At 69.3% G+C, this 21,419-nt stretch carries 23 protein-coding genes; 18 read left to right on the top strand and 5 right to left on the bottom strand.

From position 1 onward, the window contains the following. Nucleotides 1-34: 34 nt before the first annotated feature. Together ACPWT1_RS15135 and ACPWT1_RS15130 are read right to left on the bottom strand one after the other, a co-directional pair. Nucleotides 35-1,210 (bottom strand): flagellin, encoded by a 1,176-nt coding sequence (locus tag ACPWT1_RS15135; protein WP_427911979.1) that lies wholly within the window; start codon nt 1,208-1,210, stop codon nt 35-37. 210 nt (nt 1,211-1,420) lie between these two features. Further along, a complete protein-coding gene (locus ACPWT1_RS15130; protein WP_427911978.1) occupies nt 1,421-2,590 on the bottom strand; it encodes a flagellin in 1,170 nt (389 codons plus the stop codon). Nucleotides 2,591-2,855: 265 nt separating this feature from the next. Here ACPWT1_RS15130 and flhD point away from each other — a divergent pair, with 265 nt between their 5' ends. The 15 genes from flhD to ACPWT1_RS15055 all read left to right on the top strand — a co-directional run bounded on the left by flhD (nt 2,856) and on the right by ACPWT1_RS15055 (nt 18,216). Next, nucleotides 2,856-3,179 (top strand): flagellar transcriptional regulator FlhD, encoded by a 324-nt coding sequence (gene flhD, locus ACPWT1_RS15125; protein WP_427911977.1) that lies wholly within the window; start codon nt 2,856-2,858, stop codon nt 3,177-3,179. Nucleotides 3,180-3,189: 10 nt separating this feature from the next. After that, nucleotides 3,190-3,729 carry a flagellar transcriptional regulator FlhC gene (gene flhC / locus ACPWT1_RS15120; protein ID WP_427911976.1) on the top strand — a complete coding sequence of 180 codons (540 nt, stop codon included), beginning with the start codon at nt 3,190-3,192 and terminating at the stop codon, nt 3,727-3,729. Nucleotides 3,730-3,870: 141 nt separating this feature from the next. Continuing rightward, nucleotides 3,871-4,737 (top strand): flagellar motor stator protein MotA, encoded by an 867-nt coding sequence (gene motA / locus ACPWT1_RS15115; RefSeq protein WP_427911975.1) that lies wholly within the window; start codon nt 3,871-3,873, stop codon nt 4,735-4,737. Nucleotides 4,738-4,761: 24 nt separating this feature from the next. Further along, nucleotides 4,762-5,754, top strand: a complete 993-nt coding sequence (gene motB, locus ACPWT1_RS15110; protein ID WP_427911974.1) for a flagellar motor protein MotB — start codon at nt 4,762-4,764, stop codon at nt 5,752-5,754. Between the two features lie 23 nt (nt 5,755-5,777). Next, nucleotides 5,778-6,176 carry a chemotaxis response regulator CheY gene (gene cheY / locus ACPWT1_RS15105; protein WP_427911973.1) on the top strand — a complete coding sequence of 133 codons (399 nt, stop codon included), beginning with the start codon at nt 5,778-5,780 and terminating at the stop codon, nt 6,174-6,176. A 10-nt stretch (nt 6,177-6,186) separates the two neighbouring features. After that, the gene (locus ACPWT1_RS15100) at nt 6,187-6,780 is read left to right on the top strand and encodes a protein phosphatase CheZ (protein ID WP_427911972.1); all 594 of its coding nucleotides are present in this window, start codon (nt 6,187-6,189) and stop codon (nt 6,778-6,780) included. A gap of 234 nt (nt 6,781-7,014) precedes the next feature. After that, nucleotides 7,015-8,151: an EscU/YscU/HrcU family type III secretion system export apparatus switch protein gene (locus tag ACPWT1_RS15095; RefSeq protein ID WP_427911971.1), complete on the top strand. Its 1,137-nt coding sequence runs from the start codon at nt 7,015-7,017 to the stop codon at nt 8,149-8,151. Then, on the top strand, nt 8,148-10,229 hold the full coding sequence (gene flhA / locus ACPWT1_RS15090; protein WP_427911970.1) for a flagellar biosynthesis protein FlhA: 2,082 nt from the start codon (nt 8,148-8,150) through the stop codon (nt 10,227-10,229). Before ACPWT1_RS15095 ends, flhA begins: the two co-directional genes overlap by 4 nt. Then, entirely contained in the window at nt 10,226-11,611 is a 1,386-nt protein-coding gene (gene flhF, locus ACPWT1_RS15085; protein WP_427911969.1) for a flagellar biosynthesis protein FlhF, read from the top strand. The genes flhA and flhF overlap by 4 nt, the downstream gene beginning before the upstream one ends. Next, nucleotides 11,604-12,356 carry a MinD/ParA family ATP-binding protein gene (locus tag ACPWT1_RS15080; RefSeq protein ID WP_427911968.1) on the top strand — a complete coding sequence of 251 codons (753 nt, stop codon included), beginning with the start codon at nt 11,604-11,606 and terminating at the stop codon, nt 12,354-12,356. The genes flhF and ACPWT1_RS15080 overlap by 8 nt, the downstream gene beginning before the upstream one ends. A 13-nt stretch (nt 12,357-12,369) precedes the next feature. Next, a complete protein-coding gene (locus ACPWT1_RS15075; RefSeq protein WP_427911967.1) occupies nt 12,370-13,089 on the top strand; it encodes an RNA polymerase sigma factor FliA in 720 nt (239 codons plus the stop codon). Nucleotides 13,090-13,193: 104 nt separating this feature from the next. After that, nucleotides 13,194-14,873, top strand: a complete 1,680-nt coding sequence (locus ACPWT1_RS15070; RefSeq protein ID WP_427911966.1) for a methyl-accepting chemotaxis protein — start codon at nt 13,194-13,196, stop codon at nt 14,871-14,873. Nucleotides 14,874-14,884: 11 nt separating this feature from the next. Further along, nucleotides 14,885-16,564 (top strand): methyl-accepting chemotaxis protein, encoded by a 1,680-nt coding sequence (locus ACPWT1_RS15065; RefSeq protein WP_427911965.1) that lies wholly within the window; start codon nt 14,885-14,887, stop codon nt 16,562-16,564. A 468-nt stretch (nt 16,565-17,032) separates the two neighbouring features. Next, nucleotides 17,033-17,341, top strand: a complete 309-nt coding sequence (locus ACPWT1_RS15060) for a hypothetical protein (RefSeq protein WP_427911964.1) — start codon at nt 17,033-17,035, stop codon at nt 17,339-17,341. A 482-nt stretch (nt 17,342-17,823) separates the two neighbouring features. Then, nucleotides 17,824-18,216 carry a tautomerase family protein gene (locus tag ACPWT1_RS15055; RefSeq protein WP_427911963.1) on the top strand — a complete coding sequence of 131 codons (393 nt, stop codon included), beginning with the start codon at nt 17,824-17,826 and terminating at the stop codon, nt 18,214-18,216. Between the two features lie 100 nt (nt 18,217-18,316). On the opposite strand, the gene ACPWT1_RS15050 is transcribed toward ACPWT1_RS15055, so the two are convergent. From ACPWT1_RS15050 to flgA, 3 genes are all read right to left on the bottom strand, one after another. Then, on the bottom strand, nt 18,317-18,697 hold the full coding sequence (locus tag ACPWT1_RS15050; protein ID WP_427911962.1) for a hypothetical protein: 381 nt from the start codon (nt 18,695-18,697) through the stop codon (nt 18,317-18,319). Continuing rightward, nucleotides 18,694-18,981 carry a flagellar biosynthesis anti-sigma factor FlgM gene (gene flgM / locus ACPWT1_RS15045; RefSeq protein ID WP_427911961.1) on the bottom strand — a complete coding sequence of 96 codons (288 nt, stop codon included), beginning with the start codon at nt 18,979-18,981 and terminating at the stop codon, nt 18,694-18,696. The genes ACPWT1_RS15050 and flgM overlap by 4 nt, the downstream gene beginning before the upstream one ends. A gap of 97 nt (nt 18,982-19,078) precedes the next feature. Next, nucleotides 19,079-19,768, bottom strand: coding sequence for a flagellar basal body P-ring formation chaperone FlgA (gene flgA, locus ACPWT1_RS15040; RefSeq protein ID WP_427911960.1), 690 nt, complete (start codon nt 19,766-19,768; stop codon nt 19,079-19,081). Between the two features lie 146 nt (nt 19,769-19,914). On the opposite strand from flgA, the gene flgB reads away from it, so the two are divergent. From flgB to ACPWT1_RS15025, 3 genes are read left to right on the top strand one after another with little or no spacing between them, the layout of a single operon-like run. Then, nucleotides 19,915-20,313, top strand: a complete 399-nt coding sequence (gene flgB / locus ACPWT1_RS15035; RefSeq protein ID WP_427911959.1) for a flagellar basal body rod protein FlgB — start codon at nt 19,915-19,917, stop codon at nt 20,311-20,313. Between the two features lie 10 nt (nt 20,314-20,323). After that, nucleotides 20,324-20,728 (top strand): flagellar basal body rod protein FlgC, encoded by a 405-nt coding sequence (flgC, locus tag ACPWT1_RS15030; protein ID WP_427911958.1) that lies wholly within the window; start codon nt 20,324-20,326, stop codon nt 20,726-20,728. A gap of 1 nt (nt 20,729) precedes the next feature. Next, nucleotides 20,730-21,398: a flagellar hook assembly protein FlgD gene (locus tag ACPWT1_RS15025; protein WP_427911957.1), complete on the top strand. Its 669-nt coding sequence runs from the start codon at nt 20,730-20,732 to the stop codon at nt 21,396-21,398. Nucleotides 21,399-21,419 lie beyond the last annotated feature (21 nt).

Here is a 21,419-nt window from a genome sequence, read left to right as displayed (position 1 = left end):
ACGCTGAACGCTCGACGCTCAACGTGGAACCTCCTTAGCCCTTGAGCAGGCTCAGGACCTGCTGCGGCAGCTGGTTGGCCTGCGACAGCATGGCATTGCCGGCCTGCTGCAGGATCTGCGAGCGCGTGAGGTTGGCGGTCTCGGCCGCGAAGTCGGTGTCCATGATCCGCGAGCGCGCGGCCGTGGTGTTCTCCGCGGCGATCTGGATGTTCGACACGGCGCTTTCGAAGCGGCTCTGGAGCGCACCGAGCATGGCACGCGCCCCGTTGACCTGGTCCAGCGCGCTGTCGACCTGCTTGATGGCCAGGCTCGCGCCGGCGAACGAGGAGATGTCGAGCTTGTCGATACCGACGGTGACGCCTGCGGCGCCGGCGACGTTGGTGGTCAGTCCGATGTCCGCCAGGGCCGCGACGCCGCCCGACACCGACACGGCGTTGGCTGCGATCGAATTGGCCGAGGTCAGCGTCAGCGCGCCCGTGGTCGGATCGACGTAGGCATTGATGCCGGTCTTGCCGGACACGTTGTTGACACCGGCCGCGATCTGGCCCAGGCGCTCCGCCGACGACGTCGCGGTTCCCAGCGGGCCGATCGAGACCGGCGCACCGGTTGCACCCTGGATCTTGATGTCGCCGTCGGCGACGGCTGCGAGGTTGGTCGCCGTGCCCACTGCGAGCGTCGTGCTGGCGAAGGTGGTCGAGCCCAGCTGCGAAGTCCGCGCGTCGGTGATCGAGGCGACGGTGATGGTCTCGCCGGCGTTGGCGCCGACCTGGAAGTTGGCGGCGGTGAACGAGCCGTCCAGCAGCTTGGTGCCGTTGAAGGCGGTGTTGCCGGCCACGCGGCCGATTTCATCGCGCAGCTGCGACACCTCGGCCTGCAGGGCGGTGCGGTCGGTGGCGCTGTTGGTGGCGTTGGCCGACTGCACGGACAGTTCGCGGATGCGCTGGAGCATGTCGCCAACCTTGCCCAGCGAGCCTTCGGCGGTCTGCGCCAGCGACACGCCGTCGTTGGCATTGCGCGCGGCGACGTTCAGGCCGCGCACCTGCGCGTTCATGCGCTCGGCGATGGCGAGGCCGGCGGCGTCGTCCTTGGCGCTGTTGATCCGCAGGCCGCTGGACAGCCGCTGGATGCTGGTGCCGAGGGACGCCTGCGACGTGTTCAGGTTTCGCTGGGTGTTCAGCGACGGGATGTTCGTGTTGATGATGGAAGGCATGGTCGGGCTCCAATCGAAAACGGGTTTTCAACCGGATCGCCCGCCGCGTCGCAATGGACGCGCCGCGGCCGCGGCTTCCGGAACGCATGGCGTCCGGAGGGGCCGGATGCCAGGGTCCTCGAACTGTGGACTGCCATGCGCCATGGCGATGCCCGGAGAAGCGGGCGGGGAGCCGGCCATTTCCAGCCGTCACCCGCTCCGCGCGCTGCGTCAGCGCAGCAGGCTCAGCACCTGCTGGGGCAGCTGGTTGGCCTGCGACAGCATCGCGTTGCCGGCCTGCTGCAGGATCTGCGAGCGCGTGAGGTTGGCGGTCTCGGACGCGAAGTCGGTGTCCATGATCCGCGAGCGCGCGGCCGTGGTGTTCTCCGACTGGATCTGGATGTTGGAGACCGCGTTCTCGAAGCGGCTCTGGAGCGCACCGAGCTTGGCGCGTGCGCCGTTGACCTGGTCCAGCGCGCTGTCGACCTGCTTGATCGCCAGGCTCGCGCCCGCGAACGAGGAGATGTCGAGCTTGTCGATGCCGACCGTGGCCGTGGCCGTGCCGGCGGCGTTGGTGGTCAGGCCGATGTCCGCGAGGGCTGCCACGCCACCGCTGACCGAGATCGCATTCGCCGCGATGTTGTTGGCCGAGGTCAGCGCCAGCGCGCCGTTCGAGTCGATGTAGGCATTGACGCCGGTCTTGCCCGACACATTGTTGATGGCGGCAGCGATCTGGCCGATGCGTTCGGACGACGAGGTCGCCGTGCCCAGCGCACCGATCGACACCGGGGCGCCCGTCGCGCCCTGGATCTTGATGTCGCCATCTGCCACCGCGCCGAGATTGGTCGCAGTGCCCACGGCCAGCGTCGTGCTGGCGAAGTTCGTCGAGCCCAGCTTGGCCGTCGTCGCATCGGTGATGGAGGCGACCGTGATGGTCTCGCCGGAGTTCGCGCCGACCTGGAAGTTGGCGGCGGTGAACGAGCCGTCCAGCAGCTTGGTGCCGTTGAAGGCGGTGTTGCCGGCCACGCGGCCGATTTCATCGCGCAGCTGCGACACCTCGGCCTGCAGGGCGGTGCGGTCGGTGGCGCTGTTGGTGGCGTTGGCCGACTGCACGGACAGTTCGCGCATGCGCTGCAGCATGTCGCCGATCTTGCCCAGCGAGCCTTCGGCCGTCTGCGCCAGCGACACGCCGTCGTTGGCGTTGCGTGCTGCGACGTTCAGGCCGCGCACTTGCGCGTTCATGCGCTCGGCGATCGCCAGGCCGGCGGCGTCGTCCTTCGCGCTGTTGATGCGCAGGCCGCTGGACAGGCGCTGGATGCTGGTGTTCAGGGACGCCTGCGACGAGCTCAGGTTGCGCTGCGTGTTCAGCGAAGCGATGTTGGTGTTGATCACGGAAGACATTCGGTGCTCCTCGAGAAATGGGCCCCACTGGCCCGGATCTGCAACCCGCGATTCGGGTCGCGGCCCGGCGGGGACGTTCCCCGTTGCCCACCGTCTTCGCCCGCGCGCCGCCGGACTTGAGGGCCGCATGCAGCAACCGTCCAGAACCCATCCGTAGGTAAATTTCTCAAGCCCAACAATGCCAAATGCCCATTCAGCTTCGTAACCGCGCAGACACACTTCTCTTCCATCAGACGGTTACGTCCTACATACAACGGAAACAAAAATGGGTACCGAGCAACTCTCTTCCGAGATCCGCGAACTGAACCTGTCCTACCTGATGCTGGCCCAGGCCATGATCCGCGCCGACAAGCCGCAGGCGGTCTTCCGCCTCGGACTGCCGGAGGACGTATGCGACCTGATCACCGGGCTGTCGACCCAGCAGCTGGTGCGCGCGGCATCGCGGAACCAGTTGCTGTGCGCGATGCGCTTCCCGGACGAGATGGTGTGGGGCCTGCTGACCGATCGCCACGCGCCCAGCGCGCTCGACTCCACCGCCTCGCGCCTGCATGCCAGCGTGCTGATGGCGGGCGCCGGCGCCGCCGCCTGAAGGAAGCACCATGGCCACCCGCAGCCTCATCGCCGAGAACCAGCAGCTCACGCGCGCCGTGCAGCTGATCCAGCTGGGCGCCCGGATGGCGGTGCTCGAAGCGGAAACCGGTCTGTCGCACGAGCGCCTGGTGCGCCTGCACAAGGAAGTCACGGGCCAGTCCCCGTCCAAGGGCCAGCTGCCCTACTCCACCGACTGGTTCATCTCCTGGCAGCCGAACATCCACAGCTCGCTGTTCCTGAACATCCACGAGCGCCTGGACAAGTCGGTGGCGCTGGCGCCGATCGACCTCCTGATCAAGGCCTGGGAGCTGTATCGCGAGGAACTGCGCATCGTCGACGTGGACCCGCTGCTGTCGATCACGCGCGCGTGGCGCCTGCTGAAGTTCGTGCACAGCGACATGCTGTGCCTCACGCCCTGCAGCCGCTGCGGCGGACAGTTCGTCACGCACAGCCACGAGTACGGCCCGGGCATGCCGACCTTCGTCTGCGGCCTGTGCGAGCCGCCCGCACGTGCGGGCAAGGGCAAGCGAAGCGGCACGATCCACTGAGCACCCGGGGACATCGACAAAGGGCCGGCATTTGCCGGCCTTTTCATTTGGGCCACCGCTCAAGTTCACCTCGACAGCGCCGTTAAGACTCCTGTGCACCAACCGGCAGACGCGCCGGCGGCACATGGAGAAGAAAAAGGCATGTTCGTCCTCGCGGGGTACCTTGTCGTCATCGGCTGCGTGCTGGGTGGCTACGCGCTGGCCGGCGGCAGCTTCGCGGTCATCGTGCACGCCGCGCCGCACGAGCTGTTCGTGATCGGCGGCGCCGCGCTCGGCGCGTTCCTGGTGGGCAACAGCGCCAAGACGATCAAGGCGACTTTCAGGTACGTGCCCAAGCTGCTCAAGGGCAGCAAGTACACCAAGACGCGCTACATGGAGTTGATGTCGCTCCTGTACGACGTCCTGATCAAGGCGCGCAAGGAAGGCCTGATGTCCATCGAGGGCGACGTCGAGAAGCCCGAGGAGAGCGCCCTCTTCAAGAAGTACCCCTTGATCCATGCGGACCACCACCTCATGGAGTTCATCACCGACTACCTGCGGATGATGGTCTCGGGCAACCTGAACGCGCACGAGATCGAGAACCTGATGGACAACGAAATCGACACGCACCACCACGAGGCCTCGGTGCCCGCCGGTGCGATCCAGTCGGTCGGCGACGGCCTGCCCGCCTTCGGCATCGTGGCCGCGGTGCTGGGCGTCGTGAAGACGATGGCCTCGGTCGGCGCGTCACCGGCGGTGCTGGGCCAGATGATCGCCGGCGCCCTGGTGGGCACCTTCCTCGGCATCCTGATGGCGTACGGCTTCGTCAGCCCGCTGGCGCAGCTCGCGACGCAGAAGGTCGACGAGGAGACCAAGGAGCTGCAGTGCGTGAAGGCCACGCTGCTGGCCAGCGTGCAGGGCTACGCCCCCGCCGTCGCCCTGGAGTTCGGCCGCAAGGTCCTGTACTCCACCGAGCGGCCCGGCTTCTCGGAACTCGAAGGCCACGTGAAGGGCCGCAAGGCGGCCTGACCCCCAACACCGCGGAGACCCGACATGGCATCGACCGGCAAGCTGCAGCCGATCATCATCAAGCGCGTGAAGAAGGCCGGCCACGGCGGCCACCACGGCGGCGCGTGGAAGATCGCATACGCCGACTTCGTGACGGCCATGATGGCGTTCTTCCTGCTCATGTGGCTGCTGGGCTCCACCGCGCAGGGCGACCTGCAGGGCATCGCGGCCTACTTCCAGAGCCCGCTGAAGGTGGCGCTGACCGGCGGCTCGGGATCGGGCGACAGCAGCAGCGTGATCAAGGGCGGCGGCCAGGTGCTCACGCGCACCAACGGCAGCCAGCGCCGCGGCGAAGTCGACGCCGAGAAGAGCACCTTCAACCTGCAGGCGCTGCGCGCCGAGGTGGTCGCGAAGGACGAGGAGACGCAGCGCCACATGCGCGCGCGGGTCGAGGCGGCCATCGAGGCCAACCCGCGCCTGGAGGCGCTGCGCTCGCAGCTGCGGATGGACCAGACCCCCGACGGCCTGCGCATCCAGATCGTCGACGACCAGGGCCGCCCGATGTTCGACAGCGGCAGCGCGCACGTGAAGGAATACATGCGCGACCTGCTGCGCGCGATCGGCCAGCTGGTCGACGAGGCCGATGGCCGCGTCGTGCTGTCCGGCCACACCGATGCCTCGCCCTATTCCGGCGGCGAACGCGGCTACTCCAACTGGGAGCTGTCCGCCGACCGCGCCAACGCCTCGCGCCGCGAGCTGCGGGTCGGCGGCCTGGCCGAGGACCGCGTCATCCGCGTGCTGGGCCTCGGCTCCTCGGTGCCGATGGTGGCCGCCGATCCGGCGTCGCCGCTGAACCGCCGCATCTCGATCCTCGTGCTCGGCCAGCTCGGCCGGGAACGCTGGCAGTCGGGCACCGAGATCCCGGTGTCCGAGACCCAGGCGCTGGAACGCCTGCTGGCCCGCCGCGAGGCCGCCAGTCCCGCGGCTGCCGCTCCCGCGGCGCCCGCTCCCGCCCCCTCCTCCACCCAGTCCCAGTAGCAGTTCACCGGAGACCTTTCCCCATGCCCGCCCCCACGGACCTGAAATTCCTGATCGTCGACGACTTCTCGACCATGCGCCGCATCGTGCGCAACCTGCTCAAGGAAGCGGGCTTCGCCAACGCCGACGAGGCCGAGGACGGCGTCGCAGCGCTGCAGAAACTGCAGGGCGGCGGCTTCGACTTCGTGGTCACCGACATCAACATGCCGAACATGAACGGCTTCGACCTGCTCAAGTCGATCCGGGCCGACGCGGCGCTGAAGGCCATGCCGGTGCTGATGATCACCGCCGAGGCGCGCAAGGAGGACATCGTTCTGGCCGCGCAGTCCGGCGCGTCCGGCTACATCGTCAAGCCATTCACCAAGGCGACGCTGGAGGAGAAGGTCACCAAGATCCTGCAGAAGCACTCGATGGCGGCGTGAGGGCGCAACGATGACGACCAAACCCGACACGTCGGCTGCGGCGCCGCAGCTGTACCAGCGCATCGGCGCCATCACGCGCCAGCTGCACGAGGCCCTGCGCGAGCTGGGCTACGACAAGAGCATCGAGGCCTCGCTCGGCCACCTGCCCGACGCACGCTCGCGCCTGGCCTACATCGCCCGCGTGACGGGCGATGCGGCCGAGAAGGTGCTGAACACCGTCGACCAGGCGCAGGCGACGCAGGCCCGCCTGGCCACTGCCGCGGCGCGCATCGAGGACGACCTGCGCGCCGGCACGCCGCCCAGCGGCGCCGCGCTGCTCGCCTTTGCCGGCGACGTGCGCCAGAGCGCCGAGGCCACCGGCAGCCAGCTGACCGACATCATGATGGCGCAGGACTTCCACGACCTCACGGGCCAGACCGTGGGCAAGGTGGTCGAAGTCGCCTCCCGCATCGAGGAATCGCTGCTCAAGCTGTTGCTCGATTCCGCGCCGGCGACCGCGGCGGAACATGGGCTGCTGGATGGCCCCGTGGCGGACACGACACGGCCCGACGTGGTGGCGAACCAGGCGCAGGTGGACGACCTGCTGGAGAGCCTGGGGTTCTGAACCTTTGGTCGTCCCCGCGGAGGCGGGGACCCAAGGCTTCCAGTTTGGACCGTCGATGAAGGCGGACGCCTTGGATTCCCGCCTTCGCGGGAATGACAGTGAAGGGCGGCCCGCGCGTGACGTGCGGGCCGCAACAAAAAGAAACGGCCCAACTCCCCCCTTCTTCCCCACTTAAGTTTTTCCGCGGGTTCGAACAATGGCACCTCAACAACTGCCAGACCTCGAACTCCGCGCATGTCCGCCTCCGAAGCCAGCCGCGAAGACCGCCAGCTCGAAGCATCGCAGCAGCGGATCGAGCGCGCGCGGGCGGAAGGCCAGTTGCCGCGGTCGCGCGAGCTGGTGCATCTCGCGGCCGCGGTCGCCCTGCTGGTGCTGCTGCTCGCCGGCGGCCCGCTGCTCGGGCGCGCGGGCCTGGAACTGGTCACGCACGGCCTGCGCTTCGACCACGGCACCGTCCTCGACCCGGCGCAGATGCTGCCGCGGCTGTCGCTCAGCGGCTGGCACGGCCTGCAGATGGCAGCGCCCGTCGTCTTCGCCCTGGCCTTGCTGCTGGCCGCCGCGACCATCGCGGTAGGCGGCTGGAACTTCACGCTGCAGGCGCTCGAGCCCAGGTTCGAGCGGCTCGATCCCCTCGCCGGCTTCGGCCGCATCGCGTCCGGCCGGTCGCTCCTGAACCACGCGCGCACGCTGCTGGTCACCATCGCCCTCCTCGCGGTGGCCGGCTGGCACCTGTGGCGCCACGCCGCCGACCTGCAGGCGATGGCGCGGATGCCGCTGGCCGCCGCGCTGTCCGATGGATTCAGCTGGATCGCCGAAGGCATCGCGCTGCTGGCGGCCGTGGCCTTCTGCGCCGCGCTGGCCGACGTGCCGCTGCAGATCTTCCAGCAGCGCGCCGAACTGCGCATGACGCACGACGAGGCGCGCCAGGAACACAAGGAAAACGAAGGCGACCCGCACATGAAGGGCGAGCGCCGCCGCCGCGCGCGCCAGCTGTCGCGCGGCCGCATGCTGTCCGAGGTGCCCGCGGCCAGCGTGATCGTCACCAACCCGACCCACTACTCGGTCGCGCTGAAGTACGACGACAGCGTCGGCGGCGCACCACGCATCGTGGCCCTCGGCGCCGACCACCTCGCGCTGAAGATCCGCGAAGTCGCCGCCGCCTCCGGCGTGCCGCTCCTGGAGGCACCGCCGCTGGCGCGTGCCCTCTACAAGCACGGCGAAGTGGGCCGCGAAGTGCCCGTGCAGCTGTACACCGCCGTCGCGCAGGTGCTGGCCTGGGTCTATGCGCTGCGTGATGCCCGCCGCGCACCCGCGCAGCCGGTCATCGAGGTGCCGCCCGGCTTCGATCCGCTGGAAGGCAACGCGGCATGAACGCCATCGCTGCTCCCGCCGGCAAGCCGGCCTGGCTCGGCAAGCTGCCGGACCTGCGCGCGCTCGGTGCGCCGCTGGTGATCGTGCTGGTGCTGGCCATGATGCTGGTGCCGCTGCCGCCGTTCCTGCTCGACCTGATGTTCTCCTTCAACATCGCGGTCGCCCTGGTGGTGCTGATGGTGTCGGCGGCGACCAAGCGGACGCTGGACTTCGCCAGCTTCCCCAGCGTGCTGCTGGTGACCACGCTGCTGCGCCTGTCGCTGAACGTGGCCTCCACGCGCGCCGTGCTGCTGAACGGCCACACCGGCACCGGCGCCGCCGGCCAGGTGATCGAGTCGTTCGCGCACTTCCTGATCGGCGGCAGCTTCGCCGTCGGCGTGGTGGTGTTCGCGATCCTCACCATCATCAACTTCGTCGTGATCACCAAGGGCGCGGGCCGCATCGCCGAGGTGTCGGCGCGCTTCGCCCTCGATGCGATGCCCGGCAAGCAGATGGCGATCGACGCCGACATGGCGGCCGGCAGCATCGACGAGAAGGAAGCCCGGCGCCGCCGCGCCGAAGTCACGCAGGAGGCCGAGTTCTACGGCTCCATGGACGGCGCCTCCAAGTTCGTGCGCGGCGACGCCATCGCCGGCATCCTGATCCTGTTCATCAACGCGATCGGCGGCCTGGCCATCGGCGCGCTCCAGCATGGCCTGCCCGTGGGCCAGGCGGTCGACCAGTACGTGCTGCTGGCCATCGGCGACGGCCTCGTCGCACAGGTGCCGGCGCTCGTGATCTCGGTGGCCGCCGGCCTGATCGTCTCGCGCGTCGGCGAAGAGGACATCGGCCGCCAGGTGGCCACGCAACTGTTCTCGATCCCGCGTGCGCTGGGCCTGACCGGCGGCGTCCTGGGCGTGCTGGGCCTGATCCCCGGCATGCCGCACGTGCCTTTCCTGCTGCTGGCGTCCCTGTGCGGCTGGAGCGCCTGGATGCTGGCGAGGATCGCGGCACGTCCCAAGGTCGACGAGCCGGTGGTGGCCGCTGCCGCACCGAACGCCGAAGCCAGCTGGGACGACGTCGCCCCGGTCGACCTGCTCGGGCTGGAGGTCGGCTACCGCCTGATCGCCCTGGTCGACAAGGCCAGCGGTGGCGACCTGCTCGGGCGCATCAAGGGCGTGCGCAAGAAGTTCGCGGCCGAAGTCGGCTTCCTGCCGCCCGCGGTCCACATCCGCGACAACCTGGAGCTGCATCCCTCGGCCTACCGCATCCAGCTGCGCGGCGTGGTGGTCGGCGAAGGCCAGGCGTTCGCGGGCATGTACCTCGCGATCAACCCGGGCCACATCAAGGTGCCGCTGGCCGGCACCGTGACCAAGGATCCCGCGTTCGGCCTCGAGGCCACCTGGATCGAGGCGCGCCTGCGCGAGCAGGCCCAGGCCGCGGGCTTCACGGTGGTCGATGCGTCGACCGTGCTGGCCACGCACCTGAACCACGTCATGCAGTCGCAGGCCGCGCAGCTGCTCGGCCGCGCCGAGGTGCAGGACCTGCTCGCGCACACGCGCAAGTACGCCCCGACGCTGGTCGACGACACCGTGCCCAAGGTCGTGCCGCTGCCCGTTCTGCAGAAGGTGCTGCGCAACCTGCTGGAAGAGACCGTCCACCTGCGCGACCTGCGCGGCGTGCTGGAAGTGCTGGCCGAGCAGGCCGGCACCACGCCCGATGCCGAGGTGCTCACGCGCGAAGTGCGCGTCGGCCTGGCCGCGGCCATCGTGCAGCACCTGTACGGCTCGTCGCGCGAGCTTGGCGTGCTGGCCATCGAGCCCGGCCTCGAGCAGGTGCTGGTGCAGGCGCTCGCGCCGCAGGCCACCGCGCCGCTCGATCCCGGCATGGCCGAAGTGCTGTGCAACCAGGCCGCGCAGGCCGCGCAGGAGCAGGAGGAAGCCGGCCTGCCCGCCTGCCTGCTGGTGCCCGACCGCATCCGCTCGCCCATGGCCCGCCTGCTGCGCCGCCGCGCCCCACGCCTGCACGTGCTCGCGCATAGCGAGATCCCGCGCACCCACACGATCCAGATCCAACGCGTCATCGGAGTCACGCCTTGAACGCCCAACGATTCGTCGGCAAGAACGCCCGCGAGGCCATGGCCCAGGCCCGCGCGGCCTGCGGCGAGAACGCCGTCGTCCTGTCCAACCGTCCGGTCCCGGGCGGCGTCGAGATCCTCGCGATGGCGGCGGACGAGGCCTTCGCCTCGGCCTCGCCGGCGCCGGCCCCGTTGGCCGCGATCGCGCACACGCCCGCGGCAATTGCCGCCCGCGAGGAGCCGCGCGCGATGAGCACGCTCTCGTTCCAGGACTACGTGCGCGAGCGGCAGCGCCAGGACGCACTCGCTGCGCAGGAAGCCGCGGCGCCCGCCCCGGAACCCGCGCCCACGCCGCGCCGCGTGCCGATCCAGCCGGCGCAGTTCGCGCGCGAGGAACTGGCCGCGCTCGCTGCCCCGGCTCCCGCGCCCATTGCGCCTGCGCAGTCCGCACCCGCGGTGAAGGCAGCGGCCGACGACGCCTTGATGGAAGAACTGCGCGCCATGCGCAGCGCCCTCACCCGCCAGCTCTCCTCGTTCGCGTGGTTCGACAGCGCGCGCCGCAGCCCGGCGCAGACGCGCCTGCTGCGCCTGCTGCTGGGCAACGGCTTCTCGCCGGCGATGGCGCGCAGCCTGGTGCAGCGGCTGCCCATGGACGTGCCGGACTCGCAGGCCGAGACCTGGCTGGCCTCGCTGCTGACGCACAACCTGCGCGCGGTGACCGATCCGATCCAGGAACATGGCGGCGTGTATGCGCTGGTCGGCCCGACCGGCGTGGGCAAGACGACCACCACGGCCAAGATCGCCGCCGCCTTCGCGCTGAAGCATGGCGCGTCGTCGGTCGGCCTCGTCACCGTCGACACCTACCGCCTCGCTGCGGGTGACCAGCTGCGCGGCTTCGGCAAGATCCTCGGCATCCCCGTGCACACGGCACGCGACGGCGCCGCGCTGTCGGACCTGCTGGAGCTGCTGCGCAACAAGAAGCTGGTGCTGGTCGACACCGTCGGCGTCGGCCAGCGCGACCGCCGCCTGCCCGAGCTGTTCGCCGCCCTGCCCGCCAACCGCCTGCAGCGCCTGCTGGTGCTCAACGCCGCCTCGCACGGCGAGACGCTGGAGGAAGTCGTGCGTGCCTACGGCACCGGCCCGGGCACGCGCTGCGTGCTGAGCAAGCTGGACGAGGCCGTGCAGTGGGGCCCCGCGATCGACGTGGTGCTGCGCCACCAGTTGCGGGTCGAGGGCATCGCCAACGGCCAGCGCGTGCCGGAAGACTGGCACTCGATGCGCCCGCAGCTGCTTGCGCACCGCGCGCTGATGCAGCACACCGGCCGCTTCCGTCCTGACGAAGACGATCTCGGACTGCTGCTGACGATGCCGCCGGCGCTGGCTGCCGAGGCCGCCCATGCTTGACGCCGGCCAGGACCAGGCCGCCGGCCTGCGTCGCCTCATGCAGGCCGCGCCGCTCGCGTTGCTGGCCTTCCCCCTCGATGGCGGGCCCGGCCAGTGGATCGCCCAGATCGCGCATGCGCTGCGCGCGCTCGGCCGCAAGCCGGTCGTGCTCGACGGCGGCCGCGGCGCGGTCGCCCAGGCGCTGGGCCTGCGCCCGCGCCACGACCTGATCGACCTGCTGCGCGGCGAGCGCGACTTCGACGGCGTTGCCGCCAGCACCGCCGACGGCGTGTGGGTGCTGCGCGGCGAGCGCGGACTCGACGCCTTCGCCGCCTCGGGCGCGCCCGCCCGCGACCTGCTGGCCGGCTTCGGGCGCCTGTCGCACAACTTCGACGAACTGCTGCTGGCGATGCCGGCCGCCGAACTGGCCAGCCTGGCCGCGCCGGGGCGCAGCGTCCCGGTCGTGGGCCTCGAGGCGACCTCCGCCGGCCGCATGGGCAGCTACGCCCTCGTCAAGCAGCTGGCGCAGGGCTATGGCTACCGCCGCTTCGCCTGCGTCGTGCGCGGCGCGGAGGATGCGGACGCGGCGCGTGCGGAACACGCACGGCTGGCCGACGCGTCGCGCCACTTCCTCGGCGCCGAGATCACGCTGGCCGGCTGGCTGCCGTCGGCCGGCCCGCAGCGCGACCACGCGCTGGCCCGCACCGCCCATGCCCTGCTCGCCACCGCGGCGACCCCACTGGAGACGGCCGCCGCGGCGGCCTGAGGAGAGAGAAGAGATGTACACCGCCAAGGGAACGCTGCAACCCGCGCAGGCCGGCTTCGAGACCTACCTGCCGCTGGTGCGCCGCACGGCGCATCGCATGATCGGCAGGCTGCCGGCCAACGTCGAGATGGACGACCTGATCCAGGCCGGCGTGATGGGCCTGATGGAGGCGATGGAGCGCTACGAGGACGGACACGGCGCGCAATTCGAGACCTTCGCGCTGCAGCGCGTGCGAGGCGCGATGCTCGACGAGCTTCGCGGTACCGACTGGGTGCCCCGCTCGGTGCGCAAGAACCAGCGCGAGATCGCCGAGGCCGTGCGCGCGCTGGAACACAAGCTGCACCGCGCGCCGACCGACAGCGAGATCGCCAGGCATCTGGACGTGTCGCTGGCCGAGTACCACGCGATGCTGGTGGACGTGCGCGGCGCGCAGCTGGTCTACACCGACGACTACGAGACCGACGACGACGAGGGCCACTACCTCGATCGCCACATGGCGCCCGACGAGCGGGCCGATCCGGCCGCGCAGCTGGCCGATCGCCGCTTCCGCGAGGCGCTGGTCAAGGCCATCGAACACCTGCCCGAGCGCGAGCAGTACGTGATGTCCATGTACTACGAGCACGACATGAACCTCAAGGAGATCGCCGCGGTGCTGGGCGTGACCGAGTCGCGTGTGTGCCAGCTGCACAGCCAGGCCGTCGCGCGACTGCGCTCGCGGCTGCGCGCGTACTGACTCCGTGATGCCCTCCTGCAGAACGACGCCGCCCGGTCGAAAGACAGCAGATCGGCCCTCCTGATCCACAGAACACCCTGAACTCCATGACCTCCATGACCTCCATGAAACTTTCCACCCGGTTGGCCGGGGGGTTCGGCATCCTGATCGCGCTGCTGCTGGCTTGCATCGCCGTGGCCCTCATCAAGCTCAGCCAGCTGGGGGGCACCGTCGACACCCTCACGGCGCAGCGCATGCCGCAGTTGCAGATGCTCAGCGAGACCGCGTTGCGCGTCTCGGACAACTCGCGGCTCGCACGCAACATCATTCTGGTGACCGAGGAAACGGAGATCGTCAGGAACGTCGAGAAGATGAAGAAGAACGTCGAGATCAATGGCAAGGTCTTCGACGAGCTGGACAGGCAACTGACCGAGCCGGACGAACTGGCGCTGCTGAAGAAGATGAAGGAAGCGCGTGCGGCGTTCAACGACTGGAACCAGCGGGTCGTGAACCTCGGCATCACGAACAGGAACAAGGAAGCGACCGAGCTCATGTACGGGCCGGAGTACGTCAAGCAGGCAGCGTACTTCGACAGCATCAACGCGCTGGTGCAGTCGCAGAAGGCCAAGGTCGCGGCTGCCGGCAAGGCCAGTGCCGACGCCGTGTCGGCCGTCCGCGCACTGCTGCTGGCACTCGGCACGATCGCCGTGCTCGCCGGCGTGGCGCTGGCGTTCCTGATCACGCGCAGCGTGCTCCGCCAGCTGGGCGGCGAGCCCGCCGCAGCGGCGGACCTGGCCCAGCGCGTGGCCGACGGCGACCTCACCACCGCCGTCGCCCTGCGTGACGGCGACAGCGACAGCCTGGTGGCCGCCCTCAAGCGCATGCAGGAGAGCCTGTCGGCGATCGTCGGCGACGTGCGCCAGAACGCCGACTCGGTGGCGACCGCCTCCGGCCAGATCTCGCAAGGCAACAGCGACCTGTCTTCGCGCACGGAAGAACAGGCCAGCGCGCTGCAGCAGACCGCCGCGTCGATGAAGCAGCTGGCCGCCACCGTGCGGCAGAACGCCGAGAACGCGCAGCAGGGCAACGAGCTCGCCCTCAACGCCTCCGGCGTGGCCGCGCGCGGCGGCGAGGTCGTGGGCCGGGTCGTCGAGACCATGAAGGGCATCAACGACAGCAGCCGCAAGATCGCCGAGATCATCTCCGTGATCGATGGCATCGCTTTCCAGACCAACATCCTCGCGCTGAATGCAGCGGTGGAAGCGGCCCGTGCGGGCGAGCAAGGCCGCGGCTTCGCGGTCGTTGCTTCCGAAGTGCGCAGCCTCGCCCAGCGCAGCGCCGATGCGGCCAAGGAGATCAAGGGCCTGATCACCGCCAGCGTCGAGCGCGTCGAACAGGGCAGCGCGCTGGTCGACCAGGCCGGCACCACGATGGACGAAGTCGTGCAGAGCATTCGGCGCGTGACCGACCTCATGGGCGAGATCAGCGCGGCCAGCCGCGAGCAGAGCCAGGGTGTCGCGCAGATCGGCGACGCCGTGAACCAGATGGACCAGGCCACGCAGCAGAACGCCGCGCTGGTCGAAGAAAGCGCGGCTGCCGCCGATAGCCTGAAGACACAGGCTCAGCAGCTGGTGGGCGCGGTGTCCGTGTTCCGCACCCACGGTGCCGAAGCCTCGAACAGCCCGTTGCCGCAACTCGTCGCCGTGCAACGGATCGTGCGCCCCACCTCGCAGGCCAAGACCAAGTCCCTCCCCCAATCCTCCGCGGTCCGCACCGGCACCGACGGCGACTGGCAATCCTTCTGAAAACCGACGTCATGCGCGACCTTCGCATTTCCACCCGACTCTCCCTCGCCTTCGGCCTGATGGCCCTGCTCATCGTCCTGCTCGGGACGGTGACGCTGTTCAAGGTATCGTCCATCGAGCAGCGTTTCGACGAAGTCATGCGCGACCGCTACCCCAAGATCGCCAGGCTGGTCGGCGTGAAGGACGACGTCAATTTCATCGCCCGTTCGATGCGCAACGTGCTCCTGAGCGACGACCCTTCCGTCGTGCGGCAGGAGAAGAAGGCCGTCCTCGAGACCCGCGCGCGCATCGTCGCCACGCTCAAGGAACTCGATCCCCAGCTGCGCGCGCCAAAGGCCCGCGCCGCGTTGGAAGGCGTGCTGTCGACCCGCGAACGTTTCGTGGAAAGCCAGGACAGGCTGTTCGCCATCGTCGCGGCCGGCCAGGACACCGAGGCCCGCTCGTTCCTGTTCGCGCAGACGCGTCCGGCACAGCAGGAGTACATGGCGAAGCTCGATGCACTCATCACGATCCAGCGTGAACAGATGGACGAGTCGGCCCGTGCGGCAGCCAGCTCCGTGGGCGACCTGCGCGCGATGGTCTGGGTGGTGGGCGCCGCCGCGCTGCTCGCTGCCGCCCTGCTGGCCTGGGCGATCGTGCGCTCGATCACGCAGCCGCTGCGCAAGGCGGTCGCGGTCTCGCGCGCCGTGGCCAACGGCGACCTATCGGTGTCGATCGAGGCCGAAGGCCGCAATGAAACGGCCCAGCTGCTGTCCGCCCTGCGCGAGATGCAGACCGGCCTGGCGAAGGTGGTCACCGCGGTGCGCCAGAACGCCGACTCGGTCGCGACGGCTTCGGGCCAGATCTCGCAGGGCAACAACGACCTGTCCAGCCGCACCGAGGAACAGGCCAGCGCGCTGCAGCAGACCGCCGCGTCCATGAAGCAGCTGGCCGAGACCGTGCAGCAGAACGCGGCCAACGCGCAGCAAGGCAACGAGCTCGCGATGACGGCGTCCGGCGTCGCCGCGCGCGGTGGCGAGGTCGTGGGCAAGGTCGTCGAGACGATGAAGGGCATCAACGACAGCAGCCGCAAGATCGCGGACATCATTTCCGTCATCGACGGCATCGCGTTCCAGACCAACATCCTGGCTCTGAATGCGGCCGTCGAGGCAGCACGTGCCGGCGAGCAAGGGCGCGGCTTCGCGGTCGTGGCCTCCGAAGTGCGCAGCCTCGCGCAACGCAGCGCGGACGCCGCCAAGGAGATCAAGGGCCTGATCACGGCGAGCGTCGAGCGCGTCGAGCAAGGCAGCGCCCTGGTCAACCAGGCCGGCACCACGATGGACGAGGTCGTGCAGTCGATCCGTCGCGTGACGGACCTGATGGGTGAGATCAGCGCCGCCAGCCGCGAGCAGAGCCAGGGCGTGGCGCAGATCGGCGACGCCGTGAACCAGATGGACCAGGCCACGCAGCAGAACGCCGCGCTGGTCGAAGAAAGTGCGGCTGCCGCCGACAGCCTGAAGACGCAGGCGCAGCAGCTCGTGGGCGCCGTCTCCGTGTTCCGTACGTCGCGCGCCGAAGCGTCCAACAGCCCGCTGCCGCAGCCGGTCGCCGCCGCGCGCATCGTGCGCCCCGTGTCGCGCGCGAAGGCGCTGACCCATACCGCTGTGCCGTCGGCCCGCACGGGGACCGACGACGACTGGCAGTCGTTCTAAGCCGGATCAGGACTCCAAGGTTGGCGGGGCCCGCGTGCTGCGGGCCCCGCCTTTTTCTTCCCGCCGCGACAAACATCGCGCAAACATGACCGCGGAAGCGGGAATCCAAAGCTTTGCATGTTCGGCAGCCGCTGCATCGGAGAAGGCCCTGCGTTGCAGGGACGAGCGGAGCTGGTACGTTGCATCTGCTGCCACGCGCAACGTGACGTGTCCGTCGATATAGACACACGCTCGGCACTTCGCGCCGATCGAAGGCACATCGGAACGTGAGCGTTAAGCCCTCATTCCTGGAGTGCTCGAAACCCGAGTGTTGTCTGCGCGCTGCGCTGCTTGCATTGACACAGGGCCGAGCCGTTACGATCACGTCGGACGCATTCACATTTAACAAGAACCGCATTGAGGAAAAGCGTAGTGTCAAAGAGGATCTGCATCGTTCCGCTACTGGGAACCGTCGTACTCGTCGGCTGCATGAACATGCCGACACCACCATCTCAGATCACCGGGTCCTACACATCGGGGCTTCGGTACGAAGACTATCCGTGTCCTCGGCTGGCTGTTGAACTTGATTCGCTGGCCCGGCGTGAAAATCAGCTGGTGCTTGCGCAAGAACAACGCATCAAGACCAGCCAGTCGCAGGCGTTCTGGTATGGCGTGGGCCAGGGAGACGGGATCGAGGCTTCGGAGCTTGCAAACGTCAGGGGTGAAAAGGAAGCAGTCCGGAAGGCAATGGACGTGAAGGTGTGTCAGAAGACCGGCGCCGGCGCAGGGCGCAGCTGAGATCCGCTCTCAGTTCGACTCGAGATTCCTCCTGATCCTGACCTGACGGAGAGAGTCAAAGCGATCACCACGTCAGATCTCACGAACATCGATTGCAAAGAAACACCTCACATGAAATCCGTTCTTCTACTCGCGCTTGCGACGATCCTTGCAGGGTGCGCCACTTCGCGGCAGATCGTTGGGCCGAATGGAACGCCGGCACACGCGATCCGCTGCGGTGCTGCTGTTGCAGACGCCTGCCTGGAAAAGGCTGGCGAGCTGTGCCCCAACGGGTACGTCGTTCTCAACTCGCAGGGATCCCAGTACATGGGGCAATCGAGTACGGGCTCCGTCGGAGGGGCGTGGAATCGGACCGGAGGCAGTGTCTCCGGCTCTTCCTCGTCCGTGCCACTCGTGACGCCAAACACGATGCTGGTTGAATGCAAGGCTCCTAAGTGAGCTCGGCGAGGCCGCTTACCTAGCCCACCCGAGCACATCCAGCGATGCCCAGCGCCGTCGTCGAGATCCGACGCAGCTATTCGCCCGAGCAGGAGACGTACCTCCTCGAGAGCGTCCACGACGCCATCGTCCGCGCGTTCAAGGTGGCTCCCGCGCACCGGAACGTCACGCTCATCGTCCACCAGCCGCATCGGTTCCTGGGCCGCCCCGACTGCCCTCCCGAGTGGCTCACGAACGTCAGCATCTACCTCCTGCCTGGCCGCTCCGTCGAGGCGAAGCGCAAGCTGTATCGCTTCATCACGGAGGCGTTCTCGGTCGTCGGCATCCCGCCGGAGTGCGTGCTGATTCGTGTGCTCGAACTGCCCGCCGAGAACTTCGGTGTCCGCGGTGGCCAGGCGCTCTGTGACGTCGAGCTCGGCTACCCCGTGCGCGTGTAGCGATTCCTGAAGCGAGGGTCCCCGCTTCGCAGCAGGCGGCGAACGACGAAACCGGGATGTCTGCGCGTGGCGACGCAGGGGCGCTCAGGGCGCCTTCGATTCAAGCAGCCGCGAACGTCCCGCGCGAGGCGAACCCGCTGGCCAATCCGCCGCGCGCGCCATAAGTCCCCTGCAACTGCCGCTCCTGCAGCCGCGCGGAAGCACCCAGCGCATCGAGGGCGCGATCGACTTGCAGTGATCGCCGCGCAAGCATGGTGCGCGCGGCTTCGGCCTGCGCGGCCAGGCCGTGCAGGGGGGCACGCCAGGCAGCAGGCAAGGGACGGCCACTGGAAGCGTGGCGCGCGAGCACGGCCAGGGGCTCGCGCATCAGCAGCGCCGTCGAGGCGACCGTGTCGGCGTCGCCCGCGCGCAGGGCCTCGCACTGGCGGTCGAACAGCGGCTCGAGTGCCGCCAACGCCTGGTCGACGGCGAGAAGGGTCACGCCTGGCGCGGCTGCAGCAGGGCCGAGGCGTCGGCGATCAACTGGTCGGCGATGGCGCCGGCGTTGACCGTGAAGCGGCCTTCCTGGATGGCGGTGCGGATGGCGTCGACCTTGGCCTGGTCGAAATCGGCATCGCCCTTGACGAGGGCCGAGCCGGCGGCCGACAGCGCGACCTGGTCGGTCGCCACGGCGGACGTCCTGGTCGCCGCGCCGGTGCCGGCCGCGCGCGAGCCGCGCTGGGTGCCGTCGACGGCGGACAGGTCGTGGCTGGATCCGATCTTCATGGGGTTCTCCGGGTGCCCGCAAGGGCTTGTGGACGATTATTCGGCACCGCGCGGAGAAACTGAAGGGCCGAATTGCGGCCGTTTTTGCCCTTGTTTCTCACGGCGTGACGTCGACGTAGCGGCCCTGCCGGGCGACACCCGACAGGACCTTGCCGAATTCGGTGCGCACGCGCACGGGTTGGCCCTCGGCGGCGGCGACCAGCGCCTGCCCCGTGGCCGAGATCGCGAAGCCGGTGCCGGCGATGCGCAGGTGCACCGGGTCGCCGGCCTGCACCACCTGCGGGGCACGCAGCATGTCGGCGCGCAGCGGCTGTCCCGCCCCGACGGAGCGCGCCAGTACCCTGCCCTGCAGCGCGGCGGCATCGCGCACCACCGGGCCGGGCTCGCGAGTCAGTTCGACTTCCTGTTCGGCGACATCCTGCGGGCCGGGCGCGACGCCGGCGGCCAGCGGGACTTGCGCCACCAGGCCGGGCGACCAGGCACGCACCACGGCCGGCAGCATCACGGTCCAGCCCGCGCCCTGCACGCAGCGCACGCCCACGCTCACGCGGCCCCAGGCACGCGCGCCCGCGGGCAGGAAGAACTCGGTGCGGCCGCAGGGAGCCAGGTCGGCACGCGCGGCGGGCTGCAGCAACTGGATGTCGAACCGCGACAGCTGTGGCGCGGCGGCCGCGACCTGGCGCGACAGGAACTCCTTCAGTGCGGCTTCGTCCGCCGGCAGCCCGGACTGGGCACAGGCGGCGCCGCTCGCGCACGCGACGGCAAGAAGGGAGATGAGGCGGCGCATCGGAGGCTCCTTCGGCAGGAAAGCGCGGGACTTTAGGCCCCGATCTGCAACAAGCTGTTCCGCAAAAGCGCGGGCAAGCACCGTCCTTATCGAAGGTTCAGCTTTCGAGGCCGCTGCCGATACTGCCTCGACCCGAAGGACCGCCCATGCCCTTGCTGACCGCTTCCCTCGATGCCCATGCCCAGGCGCTGACCCTCTTGGCCGAACGCCAGAAGGTGCTGGCCGGCAACATCGCCAACGCCGACACGCCCGGCTACCAGGCCCGCGATTTCGATTTCGCGCAGGCCCTGGCCGCGGCGCGCGCCGGCAACGGCGTGGGCGGCATGCAGGCCACCAACGCCGCACACCTGGGCGCGGCGGGCGGGACCCCCGGCGATCCCGCACTGCAGTGGCGCACGCCGGAGCAGCCTTCGCTGGACGGCAACACCGTGGACCTGGACAAGGAGCGCGCCCGCTTCGCCGACAACGCGATGCGCTACGAGGCCACGCTGCGCTTCATCAACAACGACGTGCGGCAGATGCTGTCCGCCATCACCGGCCAGTAAGGAGCGCCGCATGTCCCTTTTCAATGTCTTCTCGATCTCGGGCAGCGCCGTCAGCGCGCAGGCCAAGCGCCTGAACGTGGTGGCCAGCAACCTGGCCAACGCCGACAGCGTGGTCGGCCCCGACGGCCAGCCGTACAAGGCCCGCCAGATCAACTTCCAGGCCGAGCTCGCCGCGACCGGCGAGGCCGAGGGCGTACGCGTCGCAAGCGTGACCGAGACCGACGCGCCCGGCCGCCGCGTGCACGACCCCGCCAACCCGATGGCCGATGCCGACGGCTACGTCACGCACTCCAACGTGAACGTGGTCGACGAGATGGTCAACATGATCTCGGCCTCGCGGGCGTACCAGAACAACGTCGAGGTGATGAACACGGCGCGCACGCTGCTGTCCAAGACCCTCCAGATGGGCCAGTGACATGACGACGATCACGCCCACAACCCCCGCCACGTCCGCCGCGACTTCGTCCAGCGTCGGCTCGCTCACCAGCGCCGCCGACCAGCAGGACCGCTTCATGAAGCTGCTGGTCGCGCAGATGCAGAACCAGGATCCGCTGAATCCGATGGACAACGCGCAGATGACCAGCCAGGTCGCGCAGATCAACACGGTGGGCGGCATCGAGAAGCTGAACACCACGGTCAATTCGCTGCTGTCCGCGTTCAACCGCATGCAGGCCCAGTCGGCCACGCAGCTGGTGGGCCGGCAGGTGCTGGTCGAGGGCAGCCAGGTGCAGATGGCCAACGGCGCCGCCACCGGTGGCGTGACGCTGGACGCCGCCGCCGACACGGTGAACGTCGACGTCCTCGACGACGCCGGCCAGACCCTGCGCACGCTGTCCCTGGGCTCGTCGCCCGCCGGCACGCGCAGCTTCAGCTGGGACGGGCTGACGAGCGACGGCCGGCAGGCCGCCGACGGCAGCAGCTGGCGCATCCGCGTCAGCGCCACCTCGGGCGGCAAGGCGGTGGGCGCAACGGCGCTGACCACCGCCACCGTGCGCTCGGTCTCGCAAGCCTCCGACGGCAGCGCCCTGCTCGACCTGGGCAGCGCCGGCGTCGTCGCGCAGGACGCCGTCCGCGCCTCCCTCTGAACCAACCCGACCTGAAGGACC

This window comes from Ramlibacter sp. MMS24-I3-19 (genome assembly GCF_050320135.1).
Taxonomy (GTDB): domain Bacteria; phylum Pseudomonadota; class Gammaproteobacteria; order Burkholderiales; family Burkholderiaceae_C; genus Ramlibacter.
The sequence above is the reverse complement of the archived record's forward strand: the minus strand, read 5'-3'. Positions and strand labels throughout refer to the sequence as shown.